Source organism: Arthrospiribacter ruber (genome assembly GCF_019343195.1).
GTDB classification, from domain to species: domain Bacteria; phylum Bacteroidota; class Bacteroidia; order Cytophagales; family Cyclobacteriaceae; genus Arthrospiribacter; species Arthrospiribacter ruber.
Genome location: NZ_RPHB01000002.1, coordinates 179,323 through 192,327, shown reverse-complemented (window position 1 = coordinate 192,327; position 13,005 = coordinate 179,323). Strand labels below are relative to the sequence as shown.

Here is a 13,005-nt window from a genome sequence, read left to right as displayed (position 1 = left end):
TCTTAGATGGATATCAATTGCCTTTGATGAATAAGGAAAGGGTAAATTTCTTATTCAAAAATTCTGATATTTAATTCAATTTAAATTTACCAAATTGATATTTAGTTATATTGTGTCATATTAACCGAAGGTGATACTATATTTGAAAATGCAGTTACGTTAACCTAAACTTTAAGAAAAACACCTAAAAGAAACTGTACGATATATAAAATAAGAAGACATCAAAACCACTTTATCCATTTCGTCATTAAATTTGACAGATTCTTCTCAACTGATTCCTATTTCTCTTTGCTAATGATTGATTCCTACTTTAGATGGCGCCACGCCAAATTTCTTCTTGAATGCAAAGGAAAAATGGGAGAGGTCTTCAAATCCCAGATCCAGATAGACTTCAGTGGGTTTCCTTTTCTTTTGCCGGATCTGGAAAAAGGCCTCCTGTAACCTCATTTGTTGGATCCAATGGCTGGGGGTATCCTTGAACAATTGCTTGAACTCTCTTTTGAATGTGGAAAGGCTTCGGCCGGTAAGAAAGGCTAAGCGATCCAGGCTGACATTGAATCGGTAATGCTGAAGCATAAATGCCTTCAGATCAATTTTTTGGGGAGTACTGAAATCAAAAAGAACATTGGCAAGGCCGGGATCGAGCTGCAAAAGAATCAATAGCAGTTCCTCCCTTTTGACATCAGAAAAGCTTTTGGCAATTTTCCCGTCCTTTTGGTAATAGGATGCCAAAGACAGAATAAAGTTGGGGACCAGGTCTGACTTTTCAAAGAATACAAATGTGCCTTCGGTATAGCTTGGCCCAGTATTAAAAGCATGCTTGCTCTGGAAATCTTTCAGAAAAGGCTCGTCAAAAACAACCACAACTTTTTCAAATTGATCATTTTCCTTTTGTTTCGCATACCTGGCCAAATTGTTTTTTCTAAGCAGGCAGTAGTCACCGGAATGCAAGCTGTATTTGTTGTGCCCATCATAACCTTCTACAAACCCTTTTGCAAGGAAAAAGAAAATATGTTCCGGGATAAATTGCTCATCGGAAATTTCAGGACCGATATAACAGGATTTGATGTCAGCTGTGGCTATTTGGATCCCGCTCAAGTTTATTTTACCTCGGTCCACCACGGTCTAAAAGTTTGGGTTTCATCATCAATATTCACCTTTTCACCGATAAGTGGGGTAATCAAAGGAATTCCCTGCTCCAAAGCAAACCTGCTCACCTCTCTCAGAGGCTCATTCCAAGGATGCATGGCAAGTCTAAACTTGCTGGAATGAACAGGTAGCACCCGCTTAGCCTGAAGGTCGGAAGCCGCTGCAATAACCTGGTGGGGCATAAAATGAATTTTATCCCAAGCTACATTGTACTGCCCATTTTCCAGGATTGCCAGATCGAATGGCCCATGGAGTTGCCCGATTTCCGTCAAATGGCTATCGTAACCGCTATCGCCTCCCACAAATATTTTGAGCTTAGCAGTCTCTATCACATAAGAAAGCCAGAGGGTGTTGTTTCTTCTCATGCTCCTGCCGGAAAAATGCCTGGCCTTGGTGGTATGGATTTTCAATTCTCCAAATTCTACAGTCTCATCCCAATCTTTTTCTATAATCACAGATGGGGAATAACCCCAGTGTTCAAAATGGGAACCAACACCAAGGCCGCAAAGTACTGTGTTTACCTTTTCTCTTAAGCCCAAGATAGTACTGTAATCCAGGTGATCATAATGGTCGTGGCTGATCAGGAGGTAGTCGATTTGCGGAAAATCTGAAACTGCATATTGATCTGTTCCCTGAAACGCTTTTAGACTGCCTGGTATAGGAGAAGCATTTCCACTCAATACAGGATCCACCAAAAACCGCTTGCCTTCCAACTGCATAAAATAGGAGGAATGTCCAAACCAAACCAGTACATTTTCTTCAGGAGATAATGTTAAAAGATCGGTTTTAGTAGAAGGGATTATTGCTTTTGGTTCCCGATTGGGATGGCTTTTGAAATATTGGTCAATAATAATCCCTGCCATGGAATAACCTTCCGAAAGCATGGGCGTGGGACTGAAGTTTTCAAATTTACCGTTTTTGAATTGTGGAGATTGCCGGATTTTTTCCAGGCGATCGCCACTAGGGGCCTTGCCAAACCTGGGATGCTGCAAAAATAGCAAACCACCTACTGCCAGGAGAAGGAGACTACTCAAAAATAAGATCATAACACTTTTTAAAATATTCAGGAATTGATTCATCTCCAGCAAAGATATATCATGCCACAATACCAAACTTTGTTGAAAAGTTCAAATTTGTTTGTTGTGAGGGTCATGTATAGCTTTCAGAATATTTTTAGAACCAAGTTTGTCTTGCATTAGGTCTCATCGGGGTTATTTAATGTAAGTTTCTAAAATTGAAAAAAAATACCTTTATAATTTCAAGCTACCTTGACACTCATCCATTTTGCCTCAAATAGCTTTGTGCCATTCATGTAAGCAATACCACTTTGCCTAATGAGGCTTCGGCTGATTCTGAGGTTTTGGATAACATATTTAATTTCCTGGTCAAATTCTGCGGCTGCATAAAAAGTGAGGTATTCTATGGTTGTCAGCGCAAAAATACCATCTGCCAATTCCATTAATTTAATTCCCGCTCCTCCGCATTGGGCCATGGATTCCAACAGAATCATTCCAGGAACAATACCTGAACCAGGAAAACTTCCTCTTAACCAATCGTCTCCCTTATCGAATGTTTTAATACCAATAATTTCATCTTCATTTGCTGAAAGGATGTCTTCTACAAACAAAAACGGCTCTCTATGTGGTATTAATTCAGCTATTTTAATTTTTTCCGGCTTCATGTCTTAAGGTTTAATGCTGTACCAATGAAAAAACAGGTTTCTCTACAAGCTATATTCGATAAAGTTAATAAAAAAAGATGTGTATCCGTTTTCTTGCACATAACTATATATTGCATCCTCAATAGTGAGATAATCGAATTGCCTTTTATGAAGTTAGTTTTTCATCCTGAAAATGCTATAAATAGTAACCCATTCAGCTAATGGTATTTATGCTGGAAATTGATGCTTCTGGAAATAAATTTGTATAATTAGTGATTGAGAAAATCAATCAAATAGCCCCTGTAATCATAATATTCCGGATGTTCCAATACATCCCTTCGGTTCCTGGGTCTTTTGAAGGGAATGAACAGTTCGTCACCGATTTTGGCATGAGGTCCGCTGGTCATCATGATGACCCGGTCTGCCAGGAATATGGACTCGTCCACATCGTGGGTGATGGCCACTGCTGTAATCTTCTCTTTTTGCCAGATCTCCAGCAAGACATCCTGAAGCTCCCCTCTGGTCAGCGAATCCAACATGCCGAAGGGTTCATCCAATAACAGTATTTTTGGCTTGAGGGCAAATGCCCTGGCAATCCCCACCCGCTGCTGCATCCCTTGTGAAAGGGAAGTGGCCCTTTTATCAAAATCATTTCCCAGGCCTACCTTGTCCAGGTAGTATTTGCAGATTTCTATTTTTTCAGCCTTTGTGGCTTTTGGAAAAACCTGTTTCACACCGATCATGACATTTTCCAATGCTGTCAACCAAGGTAATAAGCTGGGGGACTGAAATACCACAGCCCTGTCTGGCCCTGCACCAATAATTGGAGCGCCATCTACCTGGATGTTGCCACCACTGATAGGATTTAGACCTGCGATCATGGTCAGTAAAGTGGATTTTCCACAGCCCGAATGTCCGATGATAGAGACAAACTCCCCTTGTCTGATCTTGAGCTGCAGGTCGTCCAATACTACATATTCCCCTTTTGGGGTAGGGTAGACCTTTTTCAGGTTTTTGCAGACCAACATATTAGGCTTGCCCTCCAAATGAGGGGTATAATGTTCTTCTTTCAATAAAGCTTCCATTTTTTAGGTTTTAGGAGTTGGATACCAATTTTTTTCTTTTTCCAAACAAGCTTTTGCTTGGTAATGTAGGCTGTATGTTTGGCAGGAGGTATTTCTGGTCACTGACTTGTCTCCTGGTAGCACCTACCTCCATGAGGTAATCCAGGATTTCATTTCTCAACCGCTTGTATTCAGGATCCCTGTTGATTTCTGTCAAAATCCTGGGACGCTCAAAGTTTATTTTAAACTCTGGTCCGAGCGTGGCATTGGGGCCTGGCGTAAGTGGAATAATCCTATCAGCCATAAGGATTCCCTCATCCACATCGTTGGTGATGAGTATTGCCGTCTTTTTGTCCTGGCTCCAGATTTTGACTATTTCTTCTTGTAAGGTGCCTCGGGTAAGTGCATCCAGGGCACTCAATGGTTCATCCATCAAGAGCACTTCCGGATCCATGGCCAAGGCCCTGGCTACAGACACACGCTGTCTCATGCCTCCGGATAGTTCTGAAGGCATCTTTTCTATGGCATGGCTGAGGTTCACCATGGCTATGTATTTTTTAATATGCTTATCCTTGTCTTTACGGGTCATTTTCGGAAACACCTCGTCCACCGCCAACTTGATATTTTTATATACCGTCAGCCAGGGCAAAAGGGAGTAGTTCTGAAAAATCACACCTCTGTCCGGTCCCGGTCCGGTGATAGGGTTTCCGTGAAGCAATACCACTCCCTTATCGGGAAATTGCAGGCCACTAATCATATTGATCAGGGTGGTCTTGCCGCTTCCCGAGAAACCTACGATGGCCACAAACTCACCTTCATTCACCGAAAGGTTGATATCCGTCAATACATCCACTTTGGAAGACCCACTGCCATAGGATTTTGATACATTCTTTATTTCAAGTAGTGCCATCATCTATGCTTTTTTGAAGGTCATTAAGTTCTGTACCGTAAGCATGATCCTGTCCAGCAAAAATCCGATGATACCGATGATAAACATGGCTACGATAATCTTGGCATTAGAGTCATTCGCACCATTTTGGAATTCCTCCCATACAAATGAGCCCAATCCCGGACTTTGGGCCAATAGCTCTATGGCGATCAATACCATCCATGCTACCGATACCGTGATCCTCAAGCCTGTAAATATCAAAGGAAAAGAGGCAGGAAGGATGATTTTGAAAATATTCTGGCCAATGCTCAGGTTCAGTACTTTGGACACGTTGATATAATCCTTGTCCACGGAGGACACTCCCATACTGGTATTGATCAAAGTAGCCCACATGGCACAAAGTCCCACACTGATGAAGGAGATGATAAAAGACTTGTCCATATTGGGATCTGTGATGACGGTCTTGACTATCATAAAGACCAACAAGAGCCAAACTACCGGAGATACGGGTTTGAGGATCTGTATCAGCCAGTTGAAGGAATTGCGGAGGGTATCACTCAATCCGATGATGATACCAATAGGTACGGCAACCAACAGTGCCAATAGAAATCCGGCAGCCACTGTCTTTAAACTGGTAATAATCTGGTCCAAAAAGGACGGCCTACCGGTGTATTTGATCGGACCAAGGCCCTGATCTGCCCTTTTGGCATTGGTAGAAGCGACTTTTTCCTTGAACTCATCCTTCTTTTGGGAGATTTCAACATGGTCTCTCCACAAGGTCTTATAAGCAGCCAGTACCTGTACAGGAGAGGGGAGCGTATTGGGCTGACAGCTCACATCACCGGAAACGATACAGGCTTTCATGGCCAATGCCGCTTCTTCTCCCTGTTCTGTTCTGGCCTTCTCAATTTTTACATTTGCCTCTTTATTAAAAAGGGCCGTCGCCGAAAAATGCCATATGGCAATGAACAGAAATATGGAAGCAATAGGAAACATGGTTCCCTTAACAAATGTACCCAGGTTCTTCTTGGGCTCCTCACCACTTACTGCCCGGATCAAAGGCTCCAAAAAGCCCAGCCCTATGGACTTCAATGTGCGAATGGTTTTCTCTTTCATTTTCTCTCTCTTTTTATCTTTAATGATATATTCTTTGTTATGCTTTTGGGAAAGTGGGGACGTACAGAAACCCTGCCCGCACCCCGACTAACCTCCCTACAGTCTAGTCTTTATTACCTATTTTGAAACCATTGATGTATCCTATTGGGTCTTTACCATCATAAGTGATCCCGTCAATAAATTCTGCCGTCGGTGCCTTGTACCCATCAGTAGCGGGTACCTCGGAGGCATCCAAATAGCCTTCTTTGACCAAAATTTCAGCGGCTTGCATCCAGATATCCGGTCTGTAGATGTCCTTGATGGTCTGTGAATACCAATCTGCCGGTTTGCTTTCCGGTATCTGCCCCCACCTTCTCATCTGGGTAAGGAACCAGATTCCATCCGAATAGAAAGGATAGGTGGCGTGGTAGCGGAAGAACACGTTGAAATCCGGGGAGGGTCTTTTGTCGCCTTTTTCGTACTCAAATGTTCCTGTCATGGAATTGGCGATGACCACGGAATCTGCCCCTACGTACTCAGGCTTGGAAAGTATGCCAACCGCAGAGGGCCTGTTGCCCGGAGTGTCCAGCCATTTTCCGGCCCTGATCAAAGCTTTGGTTACCGCAATTGCGGTATTGGGATATTGCTCCACGAAGCTTTTGGTCATTACAAATACCTTTTCGGGGTTGTTTTGCCAGATGTCGTGGTTGGTGGCAACCGGAACACCTATGCCTTTGAATACCGCCTGCTGGTTCCAGGGCTCACCTACACAGTATCCGTAGATGGTACCTGCTTCCAGTGTGGCCGGCATCTGAGGTGGAGGCGTGACAGAAAGTAAAACATCAGCATCCACTTGTCCCTGGATATTATCAGCCGTATAGAAGCCCGGATTGATCCCGCCAGCAGCTAACCAATATCTGATTTCATAATTGTGGGTAGAAACCGGAAACACCACTCCCATTTTGAAAGCTTTGCCGGATTCCCTGTATTCCTTGATTACCGGTGCCAGGGCATCAGCCTTGATAGGATGGGCGGGTTTTCCATCACTGTTGGTAGGAATGTGTGGTTTCATCTTGCTCCATACATCGTTGGAGACCGTGATCCCGTTACCGTTGAGGTCCATGGAGAAAGGTGTCACCAGCTCAGCTTGTCTACCAAAACCTGCACCTGCCGCAATGGGCTGTCCTGCCAACATGTGGGCGCCGTCCAATTGACCATCAATTACCCGGTCCAGGATATTCTTCCAGTTGGACTGGGCCTCTACCGATACAAAAAGTCCCTCATCCTCAAAGTAACCCAATTCCTTGGCTATGGCCAATGGTGCCATATCGGTCAATTTGATAAATCCAAAGGTCAACTGGGGCTTTTCGATGTCCAATAGTATGGTTTTGGAGTCTGATGTCTGCTGTACTTCATTTGAACCTTGGGTCTGACCTGGGCCACAACTCCAGAGTGATACGCCAATGGCTATAAGTGAGCAGTGGACAGCAATAAATTTCGTGATGTTCATAGGTTTATGATTAAATTATGATGTTGAAAGTCTAGGGTTATTTGGTTGAAAAAAGCGTTGGCTTGAAGGTGATCATAGTCCAGGCCCAATTATGAATGAGACTTTTATCACCACCTCTCAGCGCCATCATGGTTTCGGTGGCAAACATCTGGGAATAACCCAAATGCCAGGTGACACCACCTTTAAGCTGTTTTACAAATACCAAATCTACCTCTGTCCCCATGGTCCTGTTCAGTTTGACCCCTTCTTGGTCAAACTGGCTTGATCCAGTCAAAAACTCATGAATATTGAGGTTCAGGACACCACCGGCGAGTGGAAAGCTTGATTTTAAATAAAAATCAGTGACTCCTACAGAGGCGTTTTCTGGTCCGACAAAAAAGTAATCCATAAAGCCGTTGTGGGCATGGTTGGTACCAAAATCAGGACTAAAGGCAGTAATTCTTGAATCCGTTGGGTCTTTGTCCCCTGAGATGTATTCAACTCCCAATGTCAGGGGGGTCAATTTTGTTATTACAGTAGCATTGATGCCGGCCAGCATGGCCCGGACATCCCTCGATCCCTGCTTTCCTGTCTGGTAGAAAAAATCTCCCCCGAATTTGACACCGGCTATGTTTTGAAATCCATGGGCACCCCATGTCTGCTTAAAAGAAACTGTGGAGTCGGCATTTTGAATGCCTACATTCATCGCAATGAGGGAAAGGCTACCATTATCCATCAATTTATTGTACCAAGCATACTGGAAGGTCTTATAATTGCCTGCTACATTATAAAATGATGCTCCGGGTGCCTGATAAAACCTGGGTTCCGGCACATCGCTGTCCTGGTTGTAGGCTGCACCGACATGAAGCTTGGTCCTAGATTCAGCTTTTTCATAAATAAACAATACAGCATCATGTCTTCGACCCTGTTGGGCCCATTCCAGGCCACCCAAGATCCGCTCATTGTCATAGGAAATCATCTGGCGACCAACCTTAAGTGAAAACTCGGGATTGAAATAGTATTGGCCCCAGGCTTCATTTATAAATGTTTTCCCTAATTCTGTTTTGAAAATCTGTGGGCTTTCGCCCCAAATTCTAATGTCCTGAAAAGACACCATCATTCTGAAATTCTCTGAAGCATAATCCATGTATATCCTGGACCTTTGCTCTGTAAACAAGACAGGGTCGTAAGACTTTTCCCTCAGAGTCTTGAAACCGTTTCTGAATTCGGTACGGGGTCTCACCTCCGCAGAAATTGTTACTTGTGCAGATACCTTATTCCCTATAAGGCCAACAAGCAGCATAGATAAGTAAAGTAATTTTTTCATGGTGTATAGGTTGGATGGTTTGAGATAAAATTTAGTAAGTAATATTACTTACATGTTGCACAAATCTACGTACTGTAGATTAAGTGTCTCATGGATTTACACAGGTTAATTCCGTCTTTTACCCCATAAAAAAACCTGCTATAACGCAGGGTTTGCTAAAAAAGTGGCTCTCAGTTCAATTTTGGAAGTTTAACTATCAAGGAAAAAATGATGCTCTGCTATTTCTTTTTTCAGTATTCCTACGTTTTCAATGCCAATTTTTTTGCCTTGTGTGAAGATCAGCTTTTCCTTTTTCAAAGCAGAAATAATCCGGATTACCTGCTCTTCAGTAGTTCCGGCAAAATCTGCGATTTCCTTTCTCGTCAACTGTATTTCAAATAGGTTCTTGCTTTGGCCGAATTTCCGGTAGATATATAATAGGGAATCAATCACCCTTTCTCTTACGGTCATTTGTGCAAATTTTCTGACCTTGGTCTCGGACCGGTTAAGTTCCTCTGCATAAAACAACATCAGGTCAAAAGTGAGCGCAGGTGTGTTTTGGAGCATTTCATGAAGCAGCGTGGTAGAAAAATGGCACAATACCGTATCTTCCATGGCTACCGCAGAGATCTGATAAAAATTTCCTACTCCAAACCCCCTGTGGCCTATGATCTCTCCATCTTTGGCAAATCGGACAATTTGTTCCTTTCCGTTGAATCCTGTTTTGGCAACCTTGACCTTACCGCTATGGACAAAATACAAACCTTGGACCGGAGCTCCCTCTAAAATAAAGTTTTGCCCCTTTTTACAATGCATTGTGTTTTTATTCTCAAGGTATTCCGGCATGTTGCCGTTCAGCCTGTTTTTTTTGATCACACACTGTTCATTGTAACAGCTATTACAATGTGGCTTATAGGAATTCATAATTGAAACAACTAAAATTACGTAATAATACGTATTTAATTACGTAAAAACAATTTCCGATCGGATAAAAATAATGTTGGTAAACTTAGGTTAATAGACACCCAAATACGCCCGGGGCATTTTTCGATTCCAATTACATATCTCTCAATAAAGCTTGAAGTTCTTTAAGTCTGCTTCCGTAATACTTATTTACTAACCTTATTGAACCTATAAGAAAAATGAAAAGGTAGCCCATGACACCAACCTTCCATGCTAAAGGAAGTTGCAAAAAGAAATTGTCAAACCAACTCATTATAACTAATGCGGTTACAGTAACCATTATCGATGCATAATAAAGTGTAATAGTAGTTTTAAGGTGGTCTCTGGCTGCGGTAATACTTTCCTTCAATTGAGCAGTGTATTTAATGCCAATAATCCGCTTCATACTCAGATACAGTCTGATTGTTACTGGTATACTACCTAAGAAAACAATTGAAAATAACTTGTAAATGAAGGGTTCTAAATCATCGGAGAAGTAAATGATTGCCAAAATCAAAACAATGGCACATAAGGCAATAGTAATTTCAAAGCGGAAATATTTTCTAAGTTTACTTTCCGTACTTGTTACTTTCTGCAACTTAAGTCTTAGCTCTTCCTCAGAATCTGTTGCAGCTTGTAGCTCAGCTTTTTTCCAGACGTCTTTTAATTGATCAAGATCCATTTTTGATGATAATAGTTTTAAGTTTTCCTTTAATTCGGCTCAATTTGGCTCCAACATTGGTTTCTGAAAAGCCAGTTATCTCACCTATTTCTCTATACGACAAATCTTCCAAGTAAAGTAAAATAATAGATTTCTCAACTGCATTGAGTACTGCTATGGCCTGATATAGCTGTGCCATGCTGTCCTCTTCCTTTTGTTCAACGAATGGATACTGCGCCAAATCAAAATCTACTTCCAAATAAGCAGATTGGCTTTTTCGTTTATGGTACAATGCCGTATTGAGCGAAACCCTATAGAGCCAGGATGAAAATTTCGCATCTCCTCTAAATCCGGGAAATGCTTTCCAGGCATTGTACAAACATTCTTGAAACAAGTCTTCCTGATCATCTTTGGTCCTGGCATATACCAAACAGACCTTACGGATGATCCGATGATTGGACTTAATTTCTTCTAAAAACCTATCTTGCAAACTCATAGAAATATAACACCTATCCAATTGCCGAATAGGTGTTTTTAGCTTTTCCTTATCTGATTAATTAATTGCCTCCAGTGCTTTTAACAAAAGCTCTTGATGATTTGGCCCTGTAGCTGTCAAGGTGAAAAATGATTTTGAATTCACTTTCAAAATAGCCATAGTTGAATCAGTTCCTGTAAGTTTTAAGCCTTCATACTCTTTTGTTTTAAAAGCTTTTGGGCTATTGCCATTTTCGGCGAGCCTGTGTATTCTTTTAATGCTGCCTTGGGCATCCTCTACTGTACCATAAGTCCAATGATTTACAGCAATTTCTGAGGAACCGTTAATTTGCTTCAAAATGGTATTTTCTGGATAAAACTTATCTAAATCAGAAAAGTGATACCCTAATATTTGCTTCATTTTGAAATGAATCCCAGGGTTAGTGTATGTACCCTTATCCAAAATGTAGGCTTTTTCTGAGGCTATATGTTTTTCGGCTTCAAAACTATACTCCAATATTTTTACACCGATATTTCCATATAACTGCATACCGGCAATATTGGCTGATCCTATACCGTCTTTCAGTGAAGAGCGGACCATAAAGAAACGTGCCGGATCTGCTATATTGGTATCGTTTGGAATGGCTGCATCAATAGGAATCCATTGCCCATTTATGTTGACCTCAGACCAAGCATGACCACCCCAAGCTCCATCTACATATACATAGCCCATCAGGAAGCGGGCAGGCAAACCGGCAGCCTTACTCATGGTAGTCGTAAGTATGGCATAACTCACGCATGTACCTTTCAGATCTCTGATTACCTCTCTGGAATCTGCCAGGGCAATACCTGCATCGAAGCTCATGTTTTCCCTTACCCATTCTGTAATCAAAACGGCTTTTTTCCAATCATCTTTTTCATTCCCTATTGCCTCCCTGGTCTTTTCAATTATCAATTCATCGCTATTATCCGTATAGGCATTAGGGGCTAAATACTCATTAAGATCAGCTTGTTTGGATCTCTTATCTCCAAATTCACCTTTATTTATTTGTAGGACAATTTCCTCATCAGAACTGCTTACAACATGTTGGTAGTCCCCTGAAAAATCAGGAAATCCAAATTCAGGTCTTTTATGGGTAATCTTAAGCTTTATTGAGGAAATGTTGCGAGGCTGGGACAACCTGTAATTTGAATATGCCATAGAGTTACCATATTGTTCTTCAGGAAGGTCAACACTGTTATTCAATGCGCTCAATGCCTTTTCTTTGGTACTCCAAGTGACAATCATTTCACCAAAAGGATTGGGCTCTTCACTTTTCAGGAGCTTTCCCTCCCGGTTAAGCCACTTCTTTTTTACATAAGGCAATTCTTTGAAACGTTCCTCCAACAAAATGGCATCAAATTCCGACCCATTGACTTTTATCTTTTCAGTACCTTTAAAATCAATTTGCCCATTCATAAACATCCCCATTTCCACTAAATAAATGGTGTATTTAATGCTTTCCTGGCCGTTCATTATTTGATCAATGATTAAATCCTCCAATAGTTTGGTTCCTGTAAGCTCAGTGTCAAGTGGTATTGTACGGGAACTTCCTTGGGTTCCGATTATCAGATGGTCTTCCAGCACCTGTACAGATTCCACTTTCTTCTCATTGGAAAAATACAATTCAGAATATATGGATTTGAGTTTCCCTCCCGTCTCAACTTGAGTAGTCCGGGTTTCCATATTGACGCTGCTGCCCAATCTCCCAATACTGATATTCATATCTATAAAGGAAGTGTTTTCGTCGCCAGATACTTCGTTCTTTTCGAGCATATAGCCTACAGGGCTTCCTGCGATGGACACTTCATACCATCTTTCACTCATTTGCCCCTTGGCTGGATTGAACACTAAAAGAGAAAAAAACAATAGAATTTGTAGATTTATGTTTTTCATATCACTTTGATTAAAATGTTTTAGATTTTGTTTTATTTCATTAGTGATAGGAGGAACCTAATCCTTACAGCAAATTCAAATTTTTTTCTTGACAATTTTATCTCTTTATACACGTGGGATACCCAAAAATATATTTATTGCGTTGATTTACAGGATTATGTGTCTTAAATCCAGGAATCTATGAAAACATTTAAGATCAGGTAAAGCGTGTCGGATATATCTCTCCCAATGTTAACTCCCCACCCAAAAGTCCCAGTATCCCCGGCTTTGGTTTAGCTTTGAGGTAGGGGAGAAGGGGAGGGAATGATTGGAGTATCAGCTAAAAATCAATATGCTTATC

At 41.6% G+C, this 13,005-nt stretch carries 12 protein-coding genes; all 12 read right to left on the bottom strand.

The features are described from left to right. Window positions 1-291: 291 nt before the first annotated feature. The 12 genes from EGN73_RS03860 to EGN73_RS03805 all read right to left on the bottom strand — a co-directional run bounded on the left by EGN73_RS03860 (window position 292) and on the right by EGN73_RS03805 (window position 12,665). On the bottom strand, window positions 292-1,098 hold the full coding sequence (locus EGN73_RS03860; RefSeq protein ID WP_246611464.1) for a helix-turn-helix domain-containing protein: 807 nt from the start codon (window positions 1,096-1,098) through the stop codon (window positions 292-294). 2 nt (window positions 1,099-1,100) lie between these two features. Continuing rightward, on the bottom strand, window positions 1,101-2,195 hold the full coding sequence (locus EGN73_RS03855; RefSeq protein WP_219287160.1) for an MBL fold metallo-hydrolase: 1,095 nt from the start codon (window positions 2,193-2,195) through the stop codon (window positions 1,101-1,103). Between the two features lie 212 nt (window positions 2,196-2,407). Then, the gene (locus tag EGN73_RS03850; RefSeq protein WP_219287159.1) at window positions 2,408-2,830 is read right to left on the bottom strand and encodes a 3-hydroxyacyl-ACP dehydratase FabZ family protein; all 423 of its coding nucleotides are present in this window, start codon (window positions 2,828-2,830) and stop codon (window positions 2,408-2,410) included. A gap of 248 nt (window positions 2,831-3,078) precedes the next feature. Continuing rightward, window positions 3,079-3,894 (bottom strand): ABC transporter ATP-binding protein, encoded by an 816-nt coding sequence (locus EGN73_RS03845; protein ID WP_219287158.1) that lies wholly within the window; start codon window positions 3,892-3,894, stop codon window positions 3,079-3,081. Window positions 3,895-3,904: 10 nt separating this feature from the next. Then, complete coding sequence (locus tag EGN73_RS03840; protein ID WP_246611463.1) at window positions 3,905-4,786, bottom strand: ABC transporter ATP-binding protein; 882 nt, start codon at window positions 4,784-4,786, stop codon at window positions 3,905-3,907. Beyond that, entirely contained in the window at window positions 4,787-5,878 is a 1,092-nt protein-coding gene (locus EGN73_RS03835; protein ID WP_219287157.1) for an ABC transporter permease, read from the bottom strand. A gap of 103 nt (window positions 5,879-5,981) precedes the next feature. Then, window positions 5,982-7,367 carry a CmpA/NrtA family ABC transporter substrate-binding protein gene (locus EGN73_RS03830; protein WP_219287156.1) on the bottom strand — a complete coding sequence of 462 codons (1,386 nt, stop codon included), beginning with the start codon at window positions 7,365-7,367 and terminating at the stop codon, window positions 5,982-5,984. Between the two features lie 37 nt (window positions 7,368-7,404). Beyond that, entirely contained in the window at window positions 7,405-8,673 is a 1,269-nt protein-coding gene (locus EGN73_RS03825) for an alginate export family protein (protein ID WP_219287155.1), read from the bottom strand. Window positions 8,674-8,862: 189 nt separating this feature from the next. Beyond that, window positions 8,863-9,576: a Crp/Fnr family transcriptional regulator gene (locus tag EGN73_RS03820; RefSeq protein WP_219287154.1), complete on the bottom strand. Its 714-nt coding sequence runs from the start codon at window positions 9,574-9,576 to the stop codon at window positions 8,863-8,865. Between the two features lie 133 nt (window positions 9,577-9,709). Then, window positions 9,710-10,276, bottom strand: coding sequence for a hypothetical protein (locus tag EGN73_RS03815; protein ID WP_219287153.1), 567 nt, complete (start codon window positions 10,274-10,276; stop codon window positions 9,710-9,712). Beyond that, window positions 10,266-10,751 carry an RNA polymerase sigma factor gene (locus tag EGN73_RS03810; RefSeq protein ID WP_219287152.1) on the bottom strand — a complete coding sequence of 162 codons (486 nt, stop codon included), beginning with the start codon at window positions 10,749-10,751 and terminating at the stop codon, window positions 10,266-10,268. The genes EGN73_RS03815 and EGN73_RS03810 overlap by 11 nt, the downstream gene beginning before the upstream one ends. A gap of 57 nt (window positions 10,752-10,808) precedes the next feature. Then, a complete protein-coding gene (locus EGN73_RS03805; RefSeq protein WP_219287151.1) occupies window positions 10,809-12,665 on the bottom strand; it encodes a transglutaminase-like domain-containing protein in 1,857 nt (618 codons plus the stop codon). Window positions 12,666-13,005 lie beyond the last annotated feature (340 nt).